Origin of the sequence: Deinococcus arboris (assembly GCF_009755355.1) — a bacterium.
In the GTDB taxonomy this organism is placed as follows: domain Bacteria; phylum Deinococcota; class Deinococci; order Deinococcales; family Deinococcaceae; genus Deinococcus; species Deinococcus betulae.
This window is the reverse complement of sequence record NZ_WQLB01000001.1, coordinates 240,383-263,294: the sequence shown is the minus strand read 5'-3', so window position 1 is coordinate 263,294 and position 22,912 is coordinate 240,383. Positions and strand designations below refer to the sequence as shown.

At 65.7% G+C, this 22,912-nt stretch carries 23 protein-coding genes; 19 read left to right on the top strand and 4 right to left on the bottom strand.

Features of this window, described 5'->3' with window-relative positions:
- The first annotated feature begins 215 nt into the window (after positions 1-215).
- The 5 genes from GO986_RS01245 to pyrG all read left to right on the top strand — a co-directional run bounded on the left by GO986_RS01245 (position 216) and on the right by pyrG (position 5,631).
- The gene (locus GO986_RS01245) at positions 216-2,207 is read left to right on the top strand and encodes a DUF4900 domain-containing protein (RefSeq protein WP_157457395.1); all 1,992 of its coding nucleotides are present in this window, start codon (positions 216-218) and stop codon (positions 2,205-2,207) included.
- A complete protein-coding gene (locus GO986_RS01240) occupies positions 2,204-2,647 on the top strand; it encodes a pilus assembly FimT family protein (RefSeq protein WP_369409064.1) in 444 nt (147 codons plus the stop codon). The genes GO986_RS01245 and GO986_RS01240 overlap by 4 nt, the downstream gene beginning before the upstream one ends.
- Positions 2,634-3,059 (top strand): hypothetical protein, encoded by a 426-nt coding sequence (locus GO986_RS01235; RefSeq protein WP_157457393.1) that lies wholly within the window; start codon positions 2,634-2,636, stop codon positions 3,057-3,059. The genes GO986_RS01240 and GO986_RS01235 overlap by 14 nt, the downstream gene beginning before the upstream one ends.
- Positions 3,056-3,877, top strand: a complete 822-nt coding sequence (locus GO986_RS01230) for a PilW family protein (protein WP_157457392.1) — start codon at positions 3,056-3,058, stop codon at positions 3,875-3,877. Before GO986_RS01235 ends, GO986_RS01230 begins: the two co-directional genes overlap by 4 nt.
- A 92-nt stretch (positions 3,878-3,969) precedes the next feature.
- Positions 3,970-5,631, top strand: a complete 1,662-nt coding sequence (gene pyrG, locus GO986_RS01225) for a CTP synthase (protein ID WP_157457391.1) — start codon at positions 3,970-3,972, stop codon at positions 5,629-5,631.
- A 123-nt stretch (positions 5,632-5,754) separates the two neighbouring features.
- Here pyrG and coaE read toward each other — a convergent pair whose 3' ends face one another.
- Positions 5,755-6,390 carry a dephospho-CoA kinase gene (coaE, locus tag GO986_RS01220; protein WP_369409063.1) on the bottom strand — a complete coding sequence of 212 codons (636 nt, stop codon included), beginning with the start codon at positions 6,388-6,390 and terminating at the stop codon, positions 5,755-5,757.
- A 231-nt stretch (positions 6,391-6,621) separates the two neighbouring features.
- Between coaE and GO986_RS01215 the strand changes: the two genes are divergently transcribed.
- The 4 genes from GO986_RS01215 to GO986_RS01200 all read left to right on the top strand — a co-directional run bounded on the left by GO986_RS01215 (position 6,622) and on the right by GO986_RS01200 (position 10,866).
- Entirely contained in the window at positions 6,622-7,785 is a 1,164-nt protein-coding gene (locus GO986_RS01215) for a tetratricopeptide repeat protein (protein ID WP_439648686.1), read from the top strand.
- A 300-nt stretch (positions 7,786-8,085) separates the two neighbouring features.
- The gene (locus GO986_RS01210; protein ID WP_157457389.1) at positions 8,086-8,673 is read left to right on the top strand and encodes a CAP domain-containing protein; all 588 of its coding nucleotides are present in this window, start codon (positions 8,086-8,088) and stop codon (positions 8,671-8,673) included.
- Between the two features lie 686 nt (positions 8,674-9,359).
- Positions 9,360-9,938 (top strand): NADPH-dependent FMN reductase, encoded by a 579-nt coding sequence (locus tag GO986_RS01205; RefSeq protein WP_157457388.1) that lies wholly within the window; start codon positions 9,360-9,362, stop codon positions 9,936-9,938.
- Positions 9,939-10,497: 559 nt separating this feature from the next.
- Positions 10,498-10,866 (top strand): hypothetical protein, encoded by a 369-nt coding sequence (locus GO986_RS01200; protein ID WP_198170341.1) that lies wholly within the window; start codon positions 10,498-10,500, stop codon positions 10,864-10,866.
- A gap of 54 nt (positions 10,867-10,920) precedes the next feature.
- Here the strand turns inward: GO986_RS01200 and GO986_RS01195 are convergent, their stop codons facing one another.
- Together GO986_RS01195 and hisJ are read right to left on the bottom strand one after the other, a co-directional pair.
- Entirely contained in the window at positions 10,921-12,630 is a 1,710-nt protein-coding gene (locus tag GO986_RS01195) for a DNA polymerase/3'-5' exonuclease PolX (RefSeq protein WP_157457386.1), read from the bottom strand.
- A complete protein-coding gene (gene hisJ, locus GO986_RS01190; protein ID WP_157457385.1) occupies positions 12,623-13,408 on the bottom strand; it encodes a histidinol-phosphatase HisJ in 786 nt (261 codons plus the stop codon). The genes GO986_RS01195 and hisJ overlap by 8 nt, the downstream gene beginning before the upstream one ends.
- A gap of 233 nt (positions 13,409-13,641) precedes the next feature.
- Between hisJ and GO986_RS01185 the strand changes: the two genes are divergently transcribed.
- The 10 genes from GO986_RS01185 to argC all read left to right on the top strand — a co-directional run bounded on the left by GO986_RS01185 (position 13,642) and on the right by argC (position 22,179).
- On the top strand, positions 13,642-13,992 hold the full coding sequence (locus GO986_RS01185; RefSeq protein ID WP_157457384.1) for a DNA-binding protein: 351 nt from the start codon (positions 13,642-13,644) through the stop codon (positions 13,990-13,992).
- A gap of 138 nt (positions 13,993-14,130) precedes the next feature.
- A complete protein-coding gene (locus tag GO986_RS01180; RefSeq protein ID WP_157457383.1) occupies positions 14,131-14,925 on the top strand; it encodes an ABC transporter permease subunit in 795 nt (264 codons plus the stop codon).
- 133 nt (positions 14,926-15,058) lie between these two features.
- On the top strand, positions 15,059-15,967 hold the full coding sequence (locus tag GO986_RS01175; protein WP_157457382.1) for a hypothetical protein: 909 nt from the start codon (positions 15,059-15,061) through the stop codon (positions 15,965-15,967).
- A 235-nt stretch (positions 15,968-16,202) separates the two neighbouring features.
- Positions 16,203-18,212, top strand: a complete 2,010-nt coding sequence (locus tag GO986_RS01170) for a M14 family zinc carboxypeptidase (protein WP_157457381.1) — start codon at positions 16,203-16,205, stop codon at positions 18,210-18,212.
- A gap of 265 nt (positions 18,213-18,477) precedes the next feature.
- A complete protein-coding gene (gene argF, locus GO986_RS01165; protein WP_198170346.1) occupies positions 18,478-19,401 on the top strand; it encodes an ornithine carbamoyltransferase in 924 nt (307 codons plus the stop codon).
- A gap of 23 nt (positions 19,402-19,424) precedes the next feature.
- Entirely contained in the window at positions 19,425-19,910 is a 486-nt protein-coding gene (locus tag GO986_RS01160; protein ID WP_157457379.1) for a DUF6882 domain-containing protein, read from the top strand.
- Positions 19,907-20,422, top strand: a complete 516-nt coding sequence (locus GO986_RS01155; RefSeq protein WP_369409062.1) for a GNAT family N-acetyltransferase — start codon at positions 19,907-19,909, stop codon at positions 20,420-20,422. The genes GO986_RS01160 and GO986_RS01155 overlap by 4 nt, the downstream gene beginning before the upstream one ends.
- Positions 20,419-20,937 carry an NUDIX hydrolase gene (locus tag GO986_RS01150; RefSeq protein WP_157457378.1) on the top strand — a complete coding sequence of 173 codons (519 nt, stop codon included), beginning with the start codon at positions 20,419-20,421 and terminating at the stop codon, positions 20,935-20,937. The genes GO986_RS01155 and GO986_RS01150 overlap by 4 nt, the downstream gene beginning before the upstream one ends.
- On the top strand, positions 20,930-21,256 hold the full coding sequence (locus GO986_RS01145) for a hypothetical protein (RefSeq protein WP_157457377.1): 327 nt from the start codon (positions 20,930-20,932) through the stop codon (positions 21,254-21,256). The genes GO986_RS01150 and GO986_RS01145 overlap by 8 nt, the downstream gene beginning before the upstream one ends.
- Positions 21,253-22,179 carry an N-acetyl-gamma-glutamyl-phosphate reductase gene (argC, locus tag GO986_RS01140; protein WP_157457376.1) on the top strand — a complete coding sequence of 309 codons (927 nt, stop codon included), beginning with the start codon at positions 21,253-21,255 and terminating at the stop codon, positions 22,177-22,179. Before GO986_RS01145 ends, argC begins: the two co-directional genes overlap by 4 nt.
- Before the next feature lie 154 nt (positions 22,180-22,333).
- On the opposite strand, the gene GO986_RS01135 is transcribed toward argC, so the two are convergent.
- Positions 22,334-22,873 carry a YdeI/OmpD-associated family protein gene (locus GO986_RS01135; protein WP_157457375.1) on the bottom strand — a complete coding sequence of 180 codons (540 nt, stop codon included), beginning with the start codon at positions 22,871-22,873 and terminating at the stop codon, positions 22,334-22,336.
- Positions 22,874-22,912: the final 39 nt, after the last annotated feature.

Below are 22,912 nucleotides of genomic sequence, written 5' to 3'. Positions count from 1 at the left end.
TGTAAACTGGCTTGCTTCGCTGTCTCGCAGACTCGCCCGCAGAGGTAGGCATTGAGCTTTGAGCGTCAGATACTCATAGCCAGCCTCTGCCGCCAAGCGGCGAGATTGGCAGCTCTATGACAGAAATCTGTCGGTTTGCCAAGCAGATATGAGGAAATTCACACTCCCCAACCAGGGGGGTGAGATTTTTCGCATTCTTTGCTCATACTGGCTTTATGCCGCCGAATGACCGCACCCAGGGTGCCACTCTTATCGTGTCCCTGCTGCTGGTGATGTTGATGCTGGCCGTTATCATGAGCGTGACGGCTCAGGTCACGCTCTCCACGCGGCGGTCTAGCGCCGATCAGGACGCCATCTTGCGAGCCCAATACGCCGCCGAATCCGGAGCGGCGCGGGTGCAGGCGCGCTTGCGGGCGGCCAGTGACCTCCTGGCCCAGGCCAAGTTTGCTCAGGGCACGACGATTCCCGAAGTTGAGGCCCAGGTGGCGGCCATTTGCGGCCTGACCAGCTTGCCCTCACCGCTGGCCCTGGACGCCACGGTCTGTGGGCTGTCTGCCCGTCCGCAGGGCCTCAAGGAGTCCGGTGCCACGAATGCGCGGGTCAGCGTGCTTCTCAGCACCGTCAGCGCCGCCGCTTTTGCCACCGTGGGTCTGCCTGGCGCCACCGACGCCGACCGCACCCGGTTCTGGTCCGACCTATTTTCGGGTGTAGAAGGTGTGGACGTGGGTGGAAGCCAGGACGGCGCGACCTTCAGCGCCCGTTACGGCCTGAAGCCGCTTGCAGTCGTTAAATCCAGCGTCAATGGTTACCGCCTCATCTTCACGGTTCCGGACGTGACTGTGACGGGGCAGGCTGGTGGCGCCACCCGGCAGGTCAAGGTGCGTGCGGCGCAGGACGAGCTGAGTCTGCTGATTGAACGGCCTTCGCTGGCGCCCAACGCCCTGTTCACCAACCATCATTACCTCAGTGGCGTGTCGGAAGGCAAAGGCGAAGGCATCTATTTCACCAGCCGCACGCTCTTTAGCGGTCCGGTGCACACCAACCAGCACCTGAATATCGTCGGCAAACCCTGGTTTGGAGGCGCCGTCAGCAGCGCGGGCTGCCCGGCGGGGCAAATTACCACTGGCCCCAACGGGCCGCAGTGCGCTGTGGCGAGCGTTCCCGGCGCCGTTCTCAATGGGTCGTTCGTGGCGGCCAGTGCAATGCCCAACCCGCAAGCTCCGTCGGTGTGCGAGAGCGGCAATACCAATTGCGCGGCGCCTACTTTCGATCAAGGTGTTAACTGGTCGGCCTCTTACCTGCAACTACCGGAAAACGGCAACGATCAGCAGGCGGCGGCGCAGTTGGGCGGCGTGGCCATCCCCGGCGACGTCAGCGAATTGCAGCTGTATCAGGCTCCCCTAACCCCAGGTGGGCAGAACGTGCAGCGCCTGACCTACACCGTGCCGGGGGCTACTGGCCCTGTCACTGTGCAGTTGGCCATAGACAGCAACAAAAACATGCTGATGTGGGACGGCACTGCCTGGGTGGGCGCGGCCCGGCAGGCGGATGGCAGCTTTGCGCCGGGCGTATCCTCTGCTTTCAACGGCGTGCTGTACGTGGGAGGCAAGGTGGCCAACCTGAACGCTGGCCCCAACAGCAGCAACGGCGGCGCCGCTGTGGCGTCGTTCAGCGGCCTGACGCTAGCCGCTGCAGGCGACATCAACATCACCAGCAGCCTGCGCTACGCCGACCCACCCTGTGCAGGGCAGCATGTGCGCAACGGTGACGGCAGCGTGACATCCGCCGCCTGCACAAACCTGAACACCCGCAACATCTTAGGAATCTACTCGGCCCAGGGCAATGTGAACCTGATGAAAGACCAACTGGGAAACGACCCTGCCATTCACGCCGTCCTGATGGCGGGTACAGGTGCCGTGCAGGTGGATAAATATGACCAAGGCACCTCTCAGGGCACCGTCAACCTGATCGGCGGCATTATCGAAAATTATTACGGCGCCTTCGGCACTTTCGACGGCGACACAGCGAAAACGGGCTACGGCCGGAACTTCGTCTTCGACCCACGCACCCTGCAGGGCTACGAGCCGCCCTTCTTTCCCACCGCCCGCACCTGGAAACTTACCTTGACCGAGAAGGCCGGCACCCAGCCCCTGACGGCGCCTTTACGCCTGCGCGGCGATACGGTGAGTGCCGGAGGCGAACAGTGAGCGCCCAGACCCAGGGCTTTACTCTGCTAGAACTGCTGGTCGTCATGGCTATTCTGGGCATTCTGGCGGGCGTGCTGGGCCTGAATCTGCTGAGCAGCTACCGCGCCTCTCAACTGCGCGAAGCGGCTTCGCAGCTAAGCGGCGACCTGCGGCAGGCCCGTAGCGACACGCTGAAAACGGGCCAAAGCGTAGGCATCAACATCACCCTGAATAGCACGGCCTACACCGTGACACGCGGGGCGGGCGCTCAGACCCGGACTCTGCCCAGCGGCGTGGTGGTGGCAGAGAAAGTCGGCGAGACCGAAGTCACTTATCAGGCGCCCACAGGGACCATTGGTGGGAATGGCGTGGTCTGGACACTGCGCCACCCCGGCGGCCGTCAAATCAAAGTCAAGGTGGTTGGCATCACCGGAAAGGTCATGATCGATGCGACAAATTAACCCCCGTATCCAGGGCATTACCATCGTGGAAGTGCTCGTCGGTGTGCTGCTGGTCAGCGTTATTGTGATGGTCGTGCTGACCCCGCTGACTGGCTTCTTCGGTCTGACTCGGCGCAGCACCCAGCAGGTGGGCGCCACCCAGGCGGCCCAGCAGATTCTGGAGACTGTCCGGGGCGACTGGCTTTCGTCGGCCGTATACGCCCAGCGCTGCACGACCGCAGACTTGAGTGGCGGCAACCTCACCCTCACCGTGACCAACTTAGACCTGAATGGCAATACGGCGGGTGAAGCACCCATGCACCCAAGCTGCAACGGCAACGCGCCGGACCTGGCCCCAGCGCGGCGTGTCAGTGTCACAGTGCGGGACGGCGCGGCGCAGTCCACTCTAAGCGTGGATGTGGCCCGGCCATGAGCAGCCGCAACCATGGCTTTACGCTGATTGAACTGCTGGTGGCCGTCGCTCTGGCACTGATTGTGCTGTTCGCGGCTTCCAATCTACTGATTTCCAGTTCCAGCAGTGCCACGAATCTGCAGGCCCGCAACGACATGGCGCAGGAAGGGCAAATTGCCCTGAACTACATCGCGGCCAATGTCAGGGAAGCGGCGTATGTGTATCCGAATGGCACTACGCTGAATCTGGGCGGCGGGGACACCACGCGGCGGCCAGGGGGCGGAAGCTGGGTGGTCGGCAACACGAATGCACCGATTTTGGCTTTCATCAAGGCACCTAAAGACGTGCCTCCCAGCGACCCATGTGTGCACCCCGTAACAGGTGCTCTGGACAACGAGGATGCTTGCTATAAGTTCGTAGCTTATTACCCTGTGCTAAGAAGTTACTGGGTCAATCATATTTCCGCAGAGAGCCAAAACTATCCGGGCGCCGACCCGGCCAATGGTGACCGTTGGCTGTTAGTGGAATATCGCCGCAACATCCTGGCCAATACGCTCCCTACCATGGCCAACCTTGGCATTCTCAATGTGGCGAGTGGCAGCGGCAAAATCCTGCTCGATTACGTGCAGCCCGCCGTGCCTAATCTGCAGCCCCTCTTTACCGTTCAGGCCGACAGCCCGCAGACCCCGGGCAACGTGCGCGTGACCATGAACTTCAGCATGAACCGCTTAGCATCTGGTAAAGAGGTCACTATCCCGGCTCGCCCCTCGCCCGACCCGGCCACCTGGACACAGACCCTAAGTGCCGCGCCGCGCAACATCGGCACCCTGGCCCCATAGCCCTGGCGCGTGCTAGCATGAAATCCCGGAGGCCGAGCGCCCCGGTTTTTCTTTTTGGCCCCCAGGGCGGGGTCAGGCGCTCGCGGCTAGAGATGAAATATATCTTCGTAACAGGCGGCGTGGTCAGCAGCCTTGGCAAGGGCGTGGCAAGTGCAAGTCTGGGGGCGCTACTGCGGGCACGCGGCTACAAGGTCACGGCCGTCAAGATTGACCCGTACATCAACATTGACGCGGGCACCATGCGGCCCTACGAACACGGTGAAGTCTTCGTGACGGCCAGCGGCGCCGAAACCGACCTGGATATTGGCAACTACGAGCGTTTTCTGGACCTGGATATTCCACCGGGCAGCAACATCACCACCGGGCAGGTGTACCAGGAAGTCATCCGCAAAGAGCGCGCCGGCGATTACCTGTCACAGACGGTGCAGGTCATTCCACACGTCACCGACGAGATCAAGCGCCGCATTCGCGCGGCCGGCGAGACGGCCGGGGCTGAGATTGTCCTTATTGAGGTCGGCGGGACGGTGGGCGATATCGAGTCCCTGCCCTTTCTAGAGGCCATTCGTCAGTTCAAATTTGACGAGGGCGATGAGAATGTCCTGTACCTGCACCTGACGCTGGTGCCGTACTTGGGCACCTCCAACGAGTTCAAGACCAAGCCCACCCAGCACTCGGTGGCAGAACTGCGCAGCGTGGGCATCAGCCCCGACATCGTGATGGTGCGCAGCAAGGAAAAGCTGCCGCCGGAAATCACGCGCAAGATTGCCGCCTTTACCAGTGTGCGCGAAAACCGCGTCTTTTCCAGTTACGACGTGTCGCACGTCTACGAGGTGCCGCTGGCGCTGGAAGAACAGGGCCTGGGCAAAGTGGTCGAAAGTCTGCTGGGCCTGGAGCGGATTCACCCTAGCCTGGGCGTGTGGCAGAACGCTGTTAAGACCATCAAGCAGCCCGCGCGGGAAGTCACGATTGCCATTGCGGGCAAGTACACGGCGATGCCCGACGCCTACCTGTCCCTGATGGAGTCGCTGACCCACGCGGGCATTGCCAACGACGCCCGCGTCAATATTCGCTGGGTCAACGCCGAGGAACTGGCCGACCCCAGTGTGTCGGACGAGGACGTGCAGGCGCAGCTGGCCGGCGCGGACGGCATTCTGGTGCCGGGCGGCTTTGGCATTCGCGGCATTGAAGGCAAGATTCGTGCGGCGCAGTACGCCCGCGAAACCGGGACGCCGTATCTGGGCATCTGCCTGGGGATGCAGATTGCCGTGATCGAATACGCCCGCCACAAGGCGGGCCTGACCGGAGCCAACTCGGCCGAGTTCGATGAATACGCGCCCCACAAGGTCATTGACCTGATGCCCGAGCAGCTGGAAGTGGCGGGTATGGGCGGCACCATGCGCCTGGGCGATTGGCCCATGAATCTGGAAGGCGGCACCAAGATCGCCGAGCTGTACGGCGTGGCTGGCGGCGGCACCGTCAAAGAGCGCCACCGTCACCGCTTTGAAGTCAATCCCGCCTACACCGGGCAGCTCAAAGACGCGGGCCTAGTGATTAGCGGCGTGACTCCTGGCGTGGCCGGACGCGGCGCGGGGCTGGTAGAAACCATTGAGATTCCGGGCCACCCTTTCTTTGTGGCGCTGCAAGCCCATCCCGAGTTCAAGAGCCGCCCCATGCGCCCCAGCCCGCCCTTTGCAGGGTTTATTGCTGCGGCCCTCAAGGAAAGTGGGCAGCCAGCCGTGGGTAGTGATAACTGACAGCGGTCTTTGGTGCAGTTGAGGCGTGCCCTCAGCTGCACTGACTGGCACCGAGGGGTGCACGTCACTCCAGTGTGAAGCGGAACCAAAAGCCAGGACTTACGCGCATAGAAGGGACGCTGCTTAAATGGTGTCCCTTCCTGCTTTTTCTCCGGTCCACTCCTGACTGTTCATTATCCTTTCCACCTGCGCTTCCAGCCCTGCCAGATCGCTGCTGTTCTCAATGACCCAGGTGGCGCGGCGGCGTTTTTCCTCGGCGGGGAGCTGGCGGGCGTCACGGGCCAGGATGTCGTCTTTGGTCAGGCCGCCTCGGGCCAGGGCACGCCTCAGCCGCACGTCCAGCGGCGCGTCCACGACCAGCACGGCGTCCATCTGGGCGTCCAGGCCACTTTCAAACAGCAGTGGGACGTCCTGCACCACCCAGGCTTCGGCGCGAGCCGCCGCCTGCGCTTCAAGGCCGTTCATCCGCGCCCGCACACGCGGATGAACGATAGCGTTCAGGTCAGCCACCGCCGCCGGGTCGGGAAAGACGCGGGCGGCCAGGCCCGCGCGGTCCAGCACACCTGCTGTCACGGTGCCGGGAAACCGCGCCTCTATCTGGACCAACACCTCCGGTTCCTGGGTGACCAGTCGCGCCTGCTCGTCGGCGTCCAGCACGGTCAGGCCGCGTGCGCGCAGCAGGCCTGCCACTGTGCTTTTGCCCGCGCCGATGCTGCCGGTCAGGCCCAGACGGCGGGGTGGGAGAGGGTCGGCAGTCACGCCCCGACTGTACCGCCCTCTGGTCTCACCCGGCGCTGCGGCGGGCTTCATCAGACCGGCGTCACCGGGGCGCAGAACACTGCGGTCTATGCTCAGCTTCTGCGGCTCCTGGCCCTCTCACGGCCACTTCACCCGGTTTGTCGGCGTTCTCACGTATCATGGCGTTATGCCTGTTTCTGGCAGGGTGAGGCCGGCGCTGCACAAGGCGCCGGGCCGCACGGAGGTTTCCGAGTGAAGCGAAGCACGACCAAGACCGGCCTGCTGGGCCTGCTGATGACCCTGGGGCTGGCGGCCGCGCAGACGGCCCCCACGACTCCGGCCACCCCCGCCCCGGCCCAGGCCGCCCCAGCGGCTCCGCGCGCCATCCCGGCGGCCAACTATGTGGCGCTGGGCGTGTACTACTACGAGCAGGGGCAGTTTGACCAGGCCTACGTGGCCTACCGTGCCGCCAGCGAACTGGACCCGCGTAGCCCCGAGGCCCTGATTGGCCTGGGCCGCTCGCAGGTCAAGCTGCGGCTGTACAGCGCCGGCATCGAGACCCTGCGGCGCCTGATTGGCCTGGACAGCCGCAACTTTGACGCCTATATCTCGCTGTCGCAGGCGTATGTGCAGCAGTACATAGGCGCGGGCGACCGGACCAGTGTGGCGACCAACCTGAATGAAGCTCTGCGCGTGCTGACCGACGCCGAGGCGCTGGCCCAGGGTGGCACGACCCGCGCCGTGCAGCTGAGCCGCGTGTGGAATGAACGCGGTTACGTCTACAAATTGCAGGGCGACGCCAGCAAGGCCATTGAGGCCTTCAAGCAGGCGATTACCCTGAACGGCGAGAACGCGATTTTGCTGTACAACCTGGGCGACATGTACTACGCCACCGGCAACCTACCCCTGGCGCTGGACAGCTTGCAGCAGGCCGTGATCGTGGACCCGCGCGACCCCTATAACCGCGCCTATTACGCCAAGCTGCTGGCCCTGAGCGGCAACCTGACGGCGGCGCGCCCCGAAGCCGCGCAGGCAGCCCGCCTGGCGCCCAGAAACGCCTACGCGGTCGGGCAGTACGGCGTGGTCAGTTACCTGGCCAAAGACACCACCACCGCCCGCGCCCAGCTGACCCAGGCCATCACCCTGGACCCGCTGCGGTACCCCGAGTTCTATTACTACCTGGGCCGCCTGGCCCTGGACGGCGGCGACCTGAAGACCGCGCGCGACAACCTGACCCGCGCCGCCGCGCTGGGCAGCAGCACCCCCGAATACATCTATTACCTGGGCCTGAGCTATGAGCGCGGCGCAGGGGCCGTGGCCGCCGACCGCCTCAAGGCGCGCGAGAATTATGAACGGGCGCTGCAACTCAGCCCCAGTTACAAGCCGGCTCAGGAGGGTCTCAACCGCGTGAAATGAGGCTTGGCGCGGTGCTGAGCCTTGTCACAGAACTCTGACAGCGCCCTGCCTTCAAAACTCTGCCCCTCCTCACCCCCTGGCGTGCCCCCGCCGGGGGGGCTGCCTTTGTCGGTGCATGGTGCCAGGAGAGAAAAGCGGCTCGAGGACACTCTTTCTTGCCCTGGTCAGAGGAGAGGGGAGGCTTGGTAGCAGGCTAAAGACGTTCATGTTGCTGGGAGTGAGCGGCATGAAAGGAGCAGATTTGTACCGTGAGGGTACTTCAACCGCTTCAGGTGACTGACAGCGACAAAGGACCCTCACATGACCAAGACTGCCCTGACCATCCTGATTCCCTTTAGCCTGCTGCTGGCCTCCTGTGGCGGCGCACCCAGTACCCCCAGCGCCAGCACGGTCCCCGCACCGGCCGTGGGCAGCAGCGGCTCGACGGGCGGTCAGGGGGGCAGTGTGCCCAGCGCAGGCGACCAGACCATGAGCGCCCAGGAAGCCCAGGTCCTGAAGGAAGTCAACGAGGCCCGCGCTCAGGCCAGGTCCTGCGGTGGTCAGGCGTTTGCCGCCGCGCCCGCTGTGACCTGGAACGGCTATCTGGCGGCTTCGGCCCGTGGTCACGCAACCGACATGGCGGCCCGCGCCTACTTTGACCACAACACCCCTGAAGGCCGCACCCCCGCGCAGCGCATGGAAGCGGCCGGCTACAGCAGCTGGCGCCAGGTGGGCGAGAACATCGCTGCTGGCTACACGGTGCAGAACGTGGTGCAGGGCTGGATTGACAGCCCCAGCCACTGCAAGACCCTGATGGACCCCGGCCTGAAGGAACTGGGCGTGGGCTACACCTACCGCCAGGGCAGCCCCTACGGCACCTACTGGGTCCAGAACTTCGGCACGCGCTAAGGGCGCTGTGCCTGCGCACCGGGGTTGAAGCCGGGCGCACGCGATAACTCTAGGGCGGGACGGTTCTGTGAGGGGAACCGTTCCGCCCACTTTTGTGGTGTCGGGAGGGTGAAAGTAGGGGAGTAGACGTCAGCACTGGGCACGAGTTGCTTCTGCTGTTGGCTCTACTGAAAGGCCATGCGCGTGGCCTGAAGTTTGTCTTGCGTCGCTTGCAGCTCGGCTTTCAAAGCGTGCTCCTGGGTCTTCTGGTCTCGGCGGCACCTTTCGTCAAGGTGGTTGGCCATTCGGCGCCATCCTGTCGCCTTTGTGGAGGGGCCTGCACCCTCAAAAGCTTATAAGCCGACGTAGACGACGCGAGAAGCGCGAGGGGCTGCCACTGAACGGGTGGAGCCACCGCCAAGGGCCTCATCCGGACCTAAACGGTGTAGTAGCAGGGCCTCTTGGCGAGGTCTATAGATTTGACTTTGAATAAAGAGTGCGGAAGTCAAGTCCTTGTGAGATGGAAGCCAGGAACTTTATGGCGCAGTAAACGCCATGAGTTGACAGTCCTGCGTCCATATGAGGTGCTGGGCCTCTAAACATGAAGCCTCCCCTCTGGCAGTCTGGGCTGCTGTGGGTTATGACTTGATTTGAAAAGCCAAGTGGGTTTTTCCTCGCCGCTTTCCCCTGCTCCCGGAGGCCCCACCATGAAAATCGCCGTGATTATTGGCAGCACCCGCGCCACCCGTTTTGCTGACAAGCCGGCCGCCTGGCTGCGCGGCATCGTGTCACAGCGCACCGACGCTGAGTACGAGTTCGTGGACCTGCGCGACTATCCCATGCCCTTTTTCGACGAGGTGGCCTCCAACCTCTGGGCGCCGACCCAGAACGAGGTCGCCTTGCGCTGGCAGCAAAAGATTGCGGAGTTTGACGGCTATATCTTCCTGACCGCCGAGTACAACCACGCCCCGACAGGGGTGCTGAAGAATGCACTGGACTACGCTTATGTGGAGTGGAACAAGAAGCCCGCCGCGTTTGTAGGGTACGGCTCGGTGGGCGCAGCGCGCGCCATTGAGCAGCTGCGTCAGATTGCCGTGGAACTTCAGATGGCGCCTATCCGCACCGGCGTACATATTCAGGGCGCCGACTTTTTTGGGGCCTGGCAGGCGGGGGCGGCACTGGAGGACATGGCTCACCTGCAACCCGGCGTCCAGAGCATGCTGGATGAACTGCACTGGTGGGCCTCGGCCCTGAAAACGGCGCGGGAAGCGACTGCGGCGTCCTGACAGCGGCGACCAGTTTCGCCCTAGGGGCACAGAACGCTCCACTGCAGCCGTAGGCTCTTGCGATCACTCACTTCGTTCGCCCCAGCGCGGCTGAGGGTTTCCTTCGTTCAACCGCGCTGGGTTCCGCTGTCAGCATGGACTGAAGCGCGCCCCCTCTGGCCATGAGGGAGCGCGTGTTGTTCTGCCCGTCCCAGGCGACCGCACGTCAGATACAGCTCGGGAACAGAGCCCTGGCCCGATTACCCCAAAGGGAATGCACATACAGAGGCACGGTGAACCCTGCTCAGCCAGTTGGCCCATGCCTTCAGCGAGCCTCGCGTATAAGGTGCTGACCATGACCTGGCGAGACGACACCCAGTAGGCCCTTTGGAGGGGGCCTGCCATGAGCGGACGTCTCTGGAAGCGTGAGCAGCACACACGCCGGCTTGTTTCTCGTCGTCTTCAGCAGCATATTCAGCCGTTTTGGGGCTACGGAGAGCTGCCGGAAGTTCAGGCGGCTTGGCCCCGACGCAAGTGGCGTGAACTGGGGTGCTTTGAACAGTGGGCGGAGGCGCAGGTCGTGGCCTCCCGGCACCCTGGTTCGGTGCTGGAGCCGGTGTGGCGGTACTGCCGCAAGCCCAGGCCGCACCGGCAGGTGATCGGCTACCGGGTGGGCGTTGTGACCCGGCTGGGAGCGCCGTACCGTACCCCCGTCATGACCTGGGCGCTGGAGGAAGCGGCCGCGCGTCACCAGCAGACGCAGGCCCGCCGCTGGTTGAAGCGCGGAAGCCTGAAGGGCGGCATCGCGGCTTCCACCCGCAGCTCTCGGCGGCGTTGGCGCCGTGCTGGACAGCAGATCTGTAGGCTGGCCCTGCGTGGCGATCTGGACACCGCAGACGCCCTGGAACCTCAGCCCCGGCGGCTGGGTGTGATGTGGGACATCTGGTAAAGAAAAAGCGAGAGGGCGCCGCTTCATAAGGCGCCCTCTCGCTGTGAACTTTGGCTATCTGCTCCGCCCTGCCCGCTGCGCGGCCACAAATGCCAGGAACTCGCTTTGTTCCAGCGTGTTGACCACCTGCGCCGGGGTCAGCCCCGCCTTGCGCGCCGCCATCACGCCGTATTTCGCGTCGGCCAGACCGGCGGGCACGTGAGCATCGGTGTTGATGGCGAACTTCAGGCGGTCACGCCAGCGCAGAGCTGCCCGCCAGTCCAGGTCCAGGCGGTAGGCGTTGGCGTTGATTTCGACCACGGTGCCGTTCTGCTCGCAGGCGGCCAGCACCGCGTCCAGGTCCAGGGCGTAGCCGGGGCGGCGCAGGAGCAGGCGCCCGGTGGGATGCCCCAGGATAGTCACGAGGGGGTGCGAGACCGCGTGAATCAGGCGCTCGGTCTGCCGCGCGGCGTCCAGGGTAAACAGACTATGGACGCTGGCGACCACGTAGTCCAGCTGCTCCAGCACGTCGTCGGGATAATCCAGCGAGCCGTCGTCCAGAATGTCCACCTCGGCTCCGGCCACGAGGGGGAGCCCGGCGGCCTGCAACTCACGCACTTCCTTGAGCTGAGCCAGCAGGCGCTCGATGCTCAGGCCGTTCGCGTAGTGCGCGGCGCGCGAGTGGTCTCCGGTGCCCAGGTAGCCGTGCCCCAGCCGCACAGTTTCGCGCGCCATATCCGCCAGGCTGGCCGCCCCGTCGGACCAGGTGGAGTGGGTGTGCAGCATGCCGCGCAGGCTGGCCACTGTCACCAACTCGTCTGGATGCGGGAGGGTCGTCCAGAGGTCATCATGCTCGGGCTCGCGGTATTCGGCCGGGCGCAGCGTGAGGCCCAGAGCCGCTGCCACCTCGGCCTCGGTGGGCGTAGACAGGGGCTGGCCGCCGCGTAGCAGGCCGCGCCCGGTCAGGTCCAGGCCTCTGGCGCTGGCCTGGGCGCGCAGCTGCTCGCGGTACGGCCCGCTGCCGCCCATCAGCAGGTCCAGGGCGCCGCGTGTGGCGGCTTCTGCGTAAGCCACTTCCACAGGTACGCCGTCCACCCGGCCCGCCAGCACGGGCTTGCCCTCTACGGCGCTCAGGTCTTCCACCAGGCCGCCCAGTCGCTCCGTCAGGTCGTCGGGGGTGCCCGTCACCGTCACGCGGGCCACGCGCACCGTGTCCAGCCCCCGGCGCACGTCGCCACTGGGGCGCGGGTCAAGGCCGTTCAGGCGGGCACACAGCGCTCCCACAACCTCAGCAGCGGTGCTCAGGTGCTGACGCTCCTGTGAGGCCAGCGCGAACTCTACCGCCGCCAGAAAGCTGGCCGCACTTTTGGCCCCAAAGCCTTTCAGGGCCGCCACCCGTCCGTCGCGGCAGGCCTCGCGCAGACCCTCCAGCGAATCTATGCCTGCGTCCCACAGCGCGCGAATCTTCTTTGGTCCCAGGCCGCGCACCCGGAACAGACTCAGCACGCCCGCCGGAATCAGGCTGGCGGCGTCTTCCAGGGGGCCAAAGACGCCCGTCTCAGCGTAGGCCAGCAGATCAGCGGCAATCGCCTTGCCCACTTTGGGAATACCCACAAACTGCCGGGCGACCAGGGCCTCGGGCTCGGTGTCTACTGCTTCGAGGCTGCGCGCGGCGCTGCGGAAGGCCTGTGCCCGAAAGGGGTCGTCGCCTACACCCAGCAGGTCCAGCAGGTCAGCGGTGGTTTTCAGCACTGAAACGAGGTCCTTGCGCGTGACCTCAAGCATGGCGCACCCGCCCCTGGTACGTCACCACGCGCCCGCCCACGTCATGAATCTGCTTCAGGGCCCCCGCAAAATGAAACCCTACCTCTTCCGGTTTGTGCGCGTCGCTGCCCAGCACGAAGGGAATGCCACGCTCGGCGGCCAGGCGGGTCAGGTCGGGGGCCGGGTAGGCCTCAGCTACGGGCTTGCGCCAGCCGGCCGTGTTGAAATCCAGCGCCAGACCGCGCTCGGCCACCACGTCCAGCGCGTGCAGGGCGGCGTAGCCTTCGGGGTCGCGGTGCCCGAACTTCTTGGGCAGGTCTAGATGCCCGATGGCGTCGAATAGGCCGCTTCGGGCTGCGCCTTCCACCAGGCCGTAATACTGCGCGTAGAGCTCGCGCAGGTCGCGCGCCTCGTACTCGGCCACGAATTCGGGGTTGTCAAAGCCCCAGGCGCCCAGGTAATGTACGCTGCCGATCACGTAGTCCCAGGGGTACGCCGCCAAGATGTCCTCTACAAAGCGTTCGGTGCCGGGGTGAAAGTCCGCTTCCAGGCCCAGCCTGACTTCCAGCCGCCCGGCAAACTCGGCCTGCACGGCGCGCACCTCCTGCACGTACTCGTCCAGCTGGTCGCGGCGCATGCGCCACGGCGCGTCGTACCACGCGGGCATGGGCATGTGGTCGGTAAAGCACAGCCCGGCCAGCCCGGCCGTCAGGGCCGCCTGGGCGTACTCGCGCGGCGTGCCGGTGGCATGCCCGCACAGCGGCGTGTGCAGGTGGGAATCGAACAGGGGAGACGCCATAGGGCACAGGGTACGGGGCGCGGGGCCGTCAGGCGGCGTGCCGCGCAACAAATTGAACAAGAGGGCCGGGGAGAAAGGCCACTCTCCGGTCAAAAAGACTGGCGCGCAGGCGTTCTCATCGGCCATGAGCAGCCTGCAAAGGCAATTCAGGGCCAGTGACCCTTCTCCACGTCTTCTTCAGATTGCGCCCCTGGGTACAGCTTGCCCCGGCCCTGGCTGGCACGGTGGCCCCTATGGCGAAGACCAAAGTTGACCTGACCATCCCCAAAGGCGTGCAGGCCAATGCTCAGCGGGGTCTGGAGCTGCGGAGGGAACACGGCTACGGCGGCACGAAAGTCGGCGAGGCCACCGCGCACCTGCTGGCAGCGGGTGGCGCCGTCACGGCGCGCAAGGCCCGGCACATCAGCCGCTATTTTCCTCGCCACGCCGGTGACAATCTGGACGAAACCGGCAAAAGCGGTAAGCCCTCTCGCGGCTACATCGCCTGGTTGCTGTGGGGTGGCGACGCCGGGCGCACCTGGAGCGAGAAGGTGGTGGGCCAACTGGACCGGGCCGAGACGGGGGCATCTGCTCAATCGGCTTGAGGCCCCTGGGCCGCGCCCCGTAGGCTAGGGCGTGACCTCAAACCATATGGCGGCGCTCCGGGCGCTGGGCCCCCACGTTTCCGGCCAGGCAGAGGACCAGAGCCTTAGCGTCTGGCCAGCCTCCCATTCCTTCTCCACATGAGGCTGGGCCTCCTCGCGTTGCTGGGTTGGCACGCGGTCCTCGTGATCGGGGTGCAGCGCCATCTGCCCCTGCCCGAGCGGCTGCTGACCTATCCCGCCACGCTGATGGCAGGCCTGTCGCCCGAGGTGCTGCCGGCCGTCGCCGAGGCGGCACTGCTGAGCGGCACCTATCTGCTGGGCGGCCTGGCGCTGGCCTGGGTGTTGGCCGCCGGCCTGAGGCGCGCGCCGCTGGGGCTGTTGTGGCTGCTGGAAACTGTGCCGCCCTTCCTGCTGCTCTTGCTGGGCGTGGCGCTGGGGCTGGCCGTCACCCTCTGGCGGGGCTGGGATTTTCCCCTGACCCCCTGGTCCCCGCTGATGCTGACCTTTATTGTCGCCAGCCTGGCCTGGCCAGTGGCGGCGCGGGCGGCGGTGCAGACCCGCGCGGCGTACCTGGAGGCGCTGGCGGCCGATCACAGCCGCACGGCGCGGGCGATGGGTCTTCCGGAAGGCCAGATTCAGCGGCGCGCGCTGGGCGTGGCCCGCCCCGTGCAGGCGACCACGCTGGCCGGGGACGCCCTGGGCCTCACGCTTTCACTGACCATCCTGGAGGGCCTGCTGCACTTTCCGGGCCTGGGCGACACCGTCTCGCTGGCAGTGCAGGGGCAGTTCTCAGAAAGCGGGCAACTGGAAGGGGACCGGCTGATGGTGTTTTCCAGTTCGCTGCTGGCCCTGCTGATGCTGGGCGGCCTGGGTCACGTCATCCTGCGGGGCGTGGCGGCGCGGCTGGACCCCCGCCCGGTGGGGGCCGAATGACACGGGGTCCGTCTGTAGTTCCAACACATTGGGAAAGAACCGATGTGCAAATGCCACGCCTGAGACCCGTTCTCTCTCCTTTTCGCTTTGCTCAGAGTTCATCGTTGGCACAAACGATGGGGCCAGAGGCCGTATGAGGTGGCTTCTGCTGCCCCTGGTGCTGCTGGCCTTACTGGCCCCGCGCCAGGAATGTGCGGTGCAGTCTCTGATTCCGCTGCCAGCGGCGCAGGCGGCGACCAGCAGCGTGGCCTTTATAGTGCCCCCTTTGCGGCCGGGTCACCCGCTGGCGCCGCTGGGCACCGACCGCTTTGGCCGGGACGCCGCCTGCGTGCTGCCGCGCGCCCTGGCCCGCTCGCTAAATCTGGCCGTGCTCACGGTGCTGCTGGGCCTGCTGCCTGGGCTGCTGCTGGGCCTGTGGCACGGCTGGGGCCGCCTGCGCCTGCCGCCCGAGGTGCCCACGCTGCTGGTTCTGGTGCTGCTGCTGGGCCGGGGGTCGTTCCGGGCGGTGCTGGTGCTGGGGGCGGCCCTCCTGACGGCGCGGCTGGTGGGTGCCCAGGTCACCGCCCTGCGCAAGGAACCTTTTATGGAAGGCGCGCTGGCCCTGGGCGGCGGCGCGTGGCATCTGTGGCGCACCCACCTGTGGCCTCACCTGCGCGGGCGGGCCGCAGCGGTGGTGGCCACGGTTCTCAGCGGCGTCTTCTTATGGCTGATGGAACTGGGGGCGCTGGGCTTTCACGACCAGCCGACCCTGCGCATAGCGTTCAGCGACGGCTTTGACCTGGTGCCCGACGTGACCGCCCTGCCCTTAAACGCCGACCTGGGGCAACTGGTCAGTTTTGCGCGCTGGGCCTGGCTGGACACGCCTGAAGGGCTGCTGTGGCCGGTGCTGCTGCTGACCCTGCTGGTGCTGGCCCTCAAAGACCTGGCGAGCTGGGCTGACGCGCGCTTTGTCCCGCCCCTGTCTAGGGTAGAGGGCCAGCCGGAGGAGGAGAAACAGCGCCCCCAGACCCGCCGGATTTTCAGGCGCCGCGCCCAGGGCTGAAGTCCGTCCGGGCGCGGGCCCACGGCCCAGCAGTGACCGACTCCCAGTAGCACGAAATCCTCAGAGGGGCTGCCGACTTCGCACACTGTGTTCGGAAGTATGGGACAGCAGGCACTTGAGCTTTGGAAACCGGGTGTTACAGTGCCGAAGTACCACACAACCCAGGCGCACGGCGTTGACGGCCCCTTTGCTGGCGGCGGTTTCCAGGCTGGCGTGCCCTTTTTCTGGAGGACCTATGACACGAAGGCTCACGTCGTCCCTGCTGCTCAGCACGTCCCTCTTCCTGGCTTCCTGCTCGCAGACGCCTCAACCGCAGGCCGCCCCGCCGGTCACGCCGGGCACCTCGCTGGTGGCCACGGCCGATGAATGCAGCGTCTTTCAGCAAAAGCCCATCGTGGTCTCGCGCATTGACTTCAAAACCGAGCGCGACTGGATTGACATTGTCAAGACCTTCGAGCCGATCGGCGGCAGCGCCGAGGAGAAGTTCGTGCTGCTGGACGTGGGCCAGGCCGACTTCGAGCGCCTGCGCGTCACGGGCCTGAGCCGCGACTGGACCATCCGCATTGACAAGGCCGAAACCGAGCGGCACAGCGGCTCGCTGAAAGAAAACCTGGGCAGCCTGTCTATCAGCGGCTACTCCTGCTACCGCACCGTCGAAGAAACGTACAGCAGCGCACAGGGCCTGGTGTCGCAGTACCCCAACCTGGCCAGCTGGAGCAGCATCGGCTCGACCTGGCTCAAGACCAAGGGCCGCGGCGGCTACGACATGAACGTCCTGAAGCTGACCAACAAGAGCACGGGCGGCACCAAGCCCAGACTCCTGATTACGGCGTCTATCCACGCGCGGGAATACACGCCCGCCGAGCTGTCCACCCGCTTTGCCGAGTACCTGCTGGCCAACTACGGCCGCGACGCGGACGTAACCTGGATGCTGGACAGTCAGGAAGTCTGGCTGGTGCTGCAAAGCAACCCCGATGGCCGCAAGAAGGCCGAGGCCGGCGCGTCGTGGCGCAAGAATGTCAACGACACCCAGAAGTGCAGCAACGGCCTGTTTGGCGCCGACCTGAACCGCAACTTTACCTACGCCTGGGGCACGGGCGGGTCCAGCACCGACCCCTGCAACGAAACGTACCGGGGCGTCAGCGCTGGCTCAGAGCCCGAAACCCAGAACCTGCAGAACCTGATTAAAGCGGCCTTTGCCGACAACCGTGGCGCCAGCCGTACCGACGCGGCCCCGGCCAATACTTCCGGCGTGTATATGGACATTCACAGCTACTCGCAGCTGGTGCTGTGGCCCTGGGGCGACACGACCACCGCAGCCCCCAACGGCGCCGCGCTGCAGTCGCTGGGGCGCAAGCTGGCGTACTTCAACGGCTACACCCCTGAGCAGTCGGTGGGCCTGTACCCCACCAGCGGCACCACCGACGACTTTGCCTACGGCGAGCTGGGGGTGGCGTCATACACCATCGAGCTGGGCACCGCGTTCTTCGAGCCGTGCAACACCTTTACCAGCACTACCCTGCCCAAGAACCAGGCGGCCCTGCTGTACGCCTTGCGCGTGGCCCGCGCGCCGTACCAGCTGGGCAGCGGCCCTGACAGCGTGAGCGTCACGGCCCCGGCCAGTGTGGCGGCGGGCGCCAGCTTTACCCTGAGCGCCAGCGCCGACATCACCCGCTTTAACACCAGCAACGGCAGCGAGCCGGCCCGCACGGTGGCCGGGGCCGAATACTTCATTGACACGCCGCCCTGGGCTGGGGGCACCGCCAGCGCCATGACGGCGGCCGACGGCAGCTTCAATACCAACCGCGAGAACGTGCAGGCGACGGTGTCCACCAGCGGCCTGAGCGCCGGCAAGCACACCGTCTATGTGCGCGCCCGCAACAACAGCGGCACCTACGGGCCAGTCTCGGCGCTGTTCGTGACCGTGGGCGGCGGCACCACCCCGACCCCCACGCCCACCACGTACAACGGCACGGTCAGCAGCGGCGGCACCAGCTACCAGCCGGGCACGGCGGGCTTTTCCTACGCGGGCGGCACCCTCAAGGGCAACCTGACGGGCCCCAGCGGCACCGACTTTGACCTGTACCTGCAAAAACTGAACGGCAGCACCTGGACGCAGGTGGGGGCCAGCGAGGGCAGCACCAGCACCGAGGCCATTACCTACAACGCGGCCAGTGGCACCTACCGTTGGCGCGTGTACGCCTACAGCGGCAGCGGCAACTACACCCTGACTGAAACGAAGTAGGGCGGCGCTGTAGCTGCAGTAAGGGAAAGTAGGTTCTGGGCGTCAGTGTATCTTCAAGCGTCCTGAATGAATAAACATGCGTAATTGGTTGGGCTGGCCTGGGGATGACCTGGGCCAGCTATACTTTCTGCCTATGCCGAAGGCCGAGAAAACAGTAAAAACCAGGAAAAAGAGTGAGGCTGAGACTGAGGCGGCGGTGCTCCGTTCCGCACCTGCTCTGCAAAAAGATGCGCTGCATACCCTGGACACACTGCCGGCCCCCGTGATGGCCGGGCGCGACTTTCTGAGCAACCTCGACATGACGGCCGCCGAACTGCGCGCGGTGCTGGACACGGCGCATTCGATGAAGCGCGGCGAGTGGCGCGCGGTCAAGCCGCTGGCTGGCCTGTCGCTGGCCCTGGTGTTTGAAAAGGCCAGCCTGCGCACCCGCACCACCTTTGACGTGGGCATGTACCAGCTGGGCGGGCACGCCATGACCCTGTCCAACACTGAAATTGGCCTGGGCACCCGCGAGCGGGTCAGCGACGTGGCGCGCAACCTGGAGCGCTGGGTGGACGGCGTCATGGGCCGGGTCTACCTGCAACAGACCCTGCAGGAACTGGCGCAGCACGCCTCTATTCCTGTCATCAACGGTCTCTCGGACATGCTGCACCCCGCGCAGCTGCTGGCCGATTACCAGACTATTGAAGAGGAATTCGGGGCTGACCTGCGGGGCCGCCGGGTGGTGTACATCGGAGACGGCAACAACCTCGCCAACAGCCACATCCACATGGGCATCCTGACCGGCACCGACGTGACGGTGGTGACCCCGGTGGGCTACGAACCGAATGCAGGGGTCCTGATGGACGCGGTGCGCGCGGGCGTGCAGGTCACCCTCACCAACGATCTGAGAGCGGTTGAAGGTGCCGACGTGCTGTACACCGATGTCTGGATCAGCATGGGCCAGGAGGCCGAAGCTGATATTCGCCGCCGTGCCTTCCGGGGGTATCAGGTGACCCCGCAGATGCTGGATACCATCGCCCCGCACGGCATTTTCCTGCACTGCCTGCCCGCCCACTACGGCGAGGAAACGGTGCCTGAGGCCACCGAACACCCCAAGAGCCGCGTCTTTGACCAGGCCGAAAACCGCCTGCACGCGCAAAAAGCTCTGCTGTACCACCTGATGGGGCATCTCCAGCCGCGCTGGTAGGGCACAGGCGCCACACTGAGCCTATGACCAACGTGAATCCTGCGCTGTTCGGAGACCAGAGTGCCGGTGTGGAACGGGCGCTGGCGGGTCTTCAGGCCCAGACGGCGGCCCATGACGGCGCCTGGGGCCTGGGCCGCGCCGACTGGCAGGCCGACCTGCAGGCCGGCACCCTGACCTTCACCAACGAGACCTTCCGGGCCACCTGCCCCGTGCAGGTGGTGGGCACCTACAACACGCAGGACGGGTCGTGGCTGTGGGGCTGGGACCACCCATCGGTTCCGGCGGAGCTGGCCAGGGCCGCCGGCAAGGTGCGCGCCTTTGCCCAGGAGCACCGCCTGCACGCCCTGACCACGCGCACCCTGAGCTGCACCGAGGAAGACGCCTGGCACCTGACGGCGCTGGCCTGCACGCTGGACGGCGCCCAGGGTGCTTACCGGGGACCCGCCGGCCCCACGCTGGTCTTCATGACGTTCGGTAAGGTGGCGCTAACCTCGGCGGGGCAGGGGTGACCACCCTCTTCACCCCCCGACTGACGATTCGGCCTCTGACTCCGGATGACCTGCCCACCCTGGTCGCCTACCGCAATGACCCGGAGGTCGCCCGCTTTCAGGCCTGGGCGCTGCCAGCCACCCTGGATGCGGCGCAGGGTCTTGTCTCGCCGGCGCCGCTGGGGGCGCCGGGCTGGGTGCAGCGGGCTATGGCGCATGCAGACGGCCTGCTGGGCGACCTGGCCCTGAACACGCGGGGGCCGCAGGCCGAGCTGGGCATCACGCTGGCCCGCCACGCCCAGGGGCAGGGCTACGCCGCCGAGGCGCTGCGGGCGCTGCTGACCCACGCCTTCGGGCCGCTGACCCTGCACCGCGTCTACGCCAGCATTGACCCGCGCAACGTTGCGGTGGCCCGGCTGCTGTCTGGTCTGGGCTTCCGGCATGAGGGCACGTCGCGCCAGAGCTACTGGCACCGGGGCGAGTGGACCGACGACGCGCAGTACGCCCTGCTGGCCGACGAGTGGACCCCATGACAACTGCTCCGGTGGAATGGCTCGACCTGGTCAATGAGCGGGACGAGGTGGTCGGCACCGTCACGCGAGAAGACGCCTGGGCGCGGCGCCTGCCGGTGCGGGTGGTCAATGCCTTCCTGATCAATGCTCGGGGCCAGCTGTGGATTCCGCGCCGCACCCAGACCAAGCGCGTGTTCCCCGGCTGCCTGGATATGAGCGTGGGCGGTCATGTGGAGCGCGGCGAGAGTTACGAGGCTGCCTTCCTGCGCGAAACGCAGGAGGAGCTGAATCTGGATCTCGGCACCGTGCCCTGGCGCGAGGTGGCGGCGTTTTCGCCTTTCGAGACGACCCTGAGCACGTTCATGCGGGTCTACGAGATTCAAGCAGACCTGTCCCCACACTTCAATCCTGACGATTTCAGTGGCGCTGAGTGGCTGACGCCGGGTGAGCTGCGGCGCCGGATTGAACACGGCGACCCAGCCAAGGGCGACCTGGCCGAACTGGTGCGGCGGTGTTATGGGGGAAAGGATGCGTGAGGCGCCCTTCCTGCTGGCCCGGCTCCATCTTCCACTTGACCACCGCTTGCCATTCATCTTCAGCGGGTGTGGCGACAAAGTCGGCCCGATGGACGGCAGCGTGTTTACCTTTCCACGCGGCGGCGACCTCGTGAACGCTTACGCCTGGTGGCACACCAGCGAGTCTGAGGTAATTGGGCGCGGCGCCACTGGCGTCATCCGCCTGATGCCTATGGTCCCTGACCTCTGGGCGCACCTGAAGGCTGGGCAGACGATAGAGCTGCTTCACGCCATCCTGGCCGCACAACTCATCCAGCCTTTGACGGAGACTTCGACATGACCCTACCCACAGTGTTTATTGACGGCGAGGCCGGCACCACTGGCCTGCAAATCCGCCAGCGGCTTGAGGGCCGCGCCGACCTGACGCTGCTGCACATTGACCCGGCCCGGCGCAAAGACCCGGCGGCCCGCGCCGAGCTGCTGAACGCCGCCGACGTGTCCATTCTGTGTCTGCACGACGACGCGGCCCGTGAGGCGGTAGCCCTGACCACCAACCCGGCCGCCCGCTTGCTGGACGCCAGTACCGCCCACCGTGTCAATCCCGAGTGGGTGTTTGGGTTTCCAGAGCTGAATGCCCAGCAGGCTGGGCGGATTGCGGCGGCGCGGTACGTGGCCAATCCCGGCTGCTACAGCACCGGCGCGATTGCCCTGCTGGCACCCCTGACGGCAGCAGGCCTCTTGCCCGCTGACCACCCTGTCAGTATTCAGGGCTACAGCGGCTACACAGGCGGCGGACGCGCGCTGGTGGACGCCCACGAGCAGGACGAGCCCCATCCGATGCGCGGCGCGTTTCTGGGCTACGCCCTGGGCCTGAGCCATAAACACATCCCCGAGACCATGCGCTACGGCGGCCTGAGCCGCACCCCTATCTTTACGCCGAATGTAGGCGCCTGGCCGCAGGGCATGACGGTCACCATTCCCCTGCATCTGCGCGAACTGGGTGTGGGCGCGGGTGACCTGCACGCCGCGCTCAAAGCCCACTACGCCGGGCAGCGGTACATGCGGGTGGCTGATCCCGCCGACAATCCGGAGATTCTTGACCCTCAGGCCCTGAACGGCACGAATAATCTGGACCTCTTCGTCTACCCCTCGGGCGACGGCGAGCGCGCCGTGCTGGTCGCCCGCCTGGACAATCTGGGCAAGGGTGCGGGCGGCGCGGCGGTGCAGAATCTGGAGCTGATGCTGGACCTGGCCTCCAGCTGATACGGCTTTAGTCTGCAAGGCCAACATCTGGGGATTTCCCGATGTGAAAACGCCATGCCCGTCAGCCCGCTTGTGCTCCTGATCGCTCTTCTGCGGGGCTCTTCACGTTGACTGCGCCGCGTTCCAAGTCCGCCCGGATGTCATCGGAGTTCGGCTAGCGCATCCCCCCAAACTGCTTGTTCGCCCTCGTCTTGCTCACAAAGTTGTTCAGGCGCGCGGTAAACACTTCGGGCTGGCGGCGGGCTTCTTCGATATACCCCACCCGGATGCGCTGATACAGCGCGGGAAAGGCCTGGAAGTTGGCCCAAGTCTGCGGGTCTGTCTGAAGGGCAGCCTGGATATCCGGGGCGACCTGAAAGTGCTCTGTGGACAGGTCGGGCAGCACGGCGCGGCCCGCAGCGGTCATCCGGCCCTCGGCGATCAGGCGGCGGGCCCGCTCGCGGTTGAGCTCGGTCCAGTGGCTGCGCGGGCGCCGGGGCGTAAAGCGCTGTGCCAGGCGTGCGTCGTCCAGGCGCTTGGCGATGCCGTCGATCCAGCCAAAGCACAGCGCTTCTTCGACTGAGTCCAGATAAGGCACGCTGGGCTTGGTGCTGTCGCGGATGAGCCAGATTTCCGCTTTGTTGGCGCTGTGGGTCTCCAGCCAGGTTCGCCAGGCAGCGCGGTCCGGGGCATGCAGGGTTTCGGTGATGTCCATACGGGGCTCCTGGGGCGCGGCGGCTAAGCCAGACCTCCC

What these genes read in the sequence shown, in the direction of transcription:
- GO986_RS01245 (WP_157457395.1), top strand. Translation starts at nt 216, where the DNA reads ATGCCGCCGAATGACCGCACCCAGGGTGCCACTCTTATCGTGTCCCTG.
- GO986_RS01235 (WP_157457393.1), top strand. Translation starts at nt 2,634, where the DNA reads ATGCGACAAATTAACCCCCGTATCCAGGGCATTACCATCGTGGAAGTG.
- GO986_RS01230 (WP_157457392.1), top strand. Translation starts at nt 3,056, where the DNA reads ATGAGCAGCCGCAACCATGGCTTTACGCTGATTGAACTGCTGGTGGCC.
- pyrG (WP_157457391.1), top strand. Translation starts at nt 3,970, where the DNA reads ATGAAATATATCTTCGTAACAGGCGGCGTGGTCAGCAGCCTTGGCAAG.
- GO986_RS01210 (WP_157457389.1), top strand. Translation starts at nt 8,086, where the DNA reads ATGACCAAGACTGCCCTGACCATCCTGATTCCCTTTAGCCTGCTGCTG.
- GO986_RS01205 (WP_157457388.1), top strand. Translation starts at nt 9,360, where the DNA reads ATGAAAATCGCCGTGATTATTGGCAGCACCCGCGCCACCCGTTTTGCT.
- GO986_RS01195 (WP_157457386.1), bottom strand. Translation starts at nt 12,630, where the DNA reads ATGCTTGAGGTCACGCGCAAGGACCTCGTTTCAGTGCTGAAAACCACC.
- hisJ (WP_157457385.1), bottom strand. Translation starts at nt 13,408, where the DNA reads ATGGCGTCTCCCCTGTTCGATTCCCACCTGCACACGCCGCTGTGCGGG.
- GO986_RS01185 (WP_157457384.1), top strand. Translation starts at nt 13,642, where the DNA reads ATGGCGAAGACCAAAGTTGACCTGACCATCCCCAAAGGCGTGCAGGCC.
- GO986_RS01180 (WP_157457383.1), top strand. Translation starts at nt 14,131, where the DNA reads ATGAGGCTGGGCCTCCTCGCGTTGCTGGGTTGGCACGCGGTCCTCGTG.
- GO986_RS01175 (WP_157457382.1), top strand. Translation starts at nt 15,059, where the DNA reads ATGAGGTGGCTTCTGCTGCCCCTGGTGCTGCTGGCCTTACTGGCCCCG.
- GO986_RS01170 (WP_157457381.1), top strand. Translation starts at nt 16,203, where the DNA reads ATGACACGAAGGCTCACGTCGTCCCTGCTGCTCAGCACGTCCCTCTTC.
- argF (WP_198170346.1), top strand. Translation starts at nt 18,478, where the DNA reads ATGGCCGGGCGCGACTTTCTGAGCAACCTCGACATGACGGCCGCCGAA.
- GO986_RS01160 (WP_157457379.1), top strand. Translation starts at nt 19,425, where the DNA reads ATGACCAACGTGAATCCTGCGCTGTTCGGAGACCAGAGTGCCGGTGTG.
- GO986_RS01150 (WP_157457378.1), top strand. Translation starts at nt 20,419, where the DNA reads ATGACAACTGCTCCGGTGGAATGGCTCGACCTGGTCAATGAGCGGGAC.
- GO986_RS01145 (WP_157457377.1), top strand. Translation starts at nt 20,930, where the DNA reads ATGCGTGAGGCGCCCTTCCTGCTGGCCCGGCTCCATCTTCCACTTGAC.
- argC (WP_157457376.1), top strand. Translation starts at nt 21,253, where the DNA reads ATGACCCTACCCACAGTGTTTATTGACGGCGAGGCCGGCACCACTGGC.
- GO986_RS01135 (WP_157457375.1), bottom strand. Translation starts at nt 22,873, where the DNA reads ATGGACATCACCGAAACCCTGCATGCCCCGGACCGCGCTGCCTGGCGA.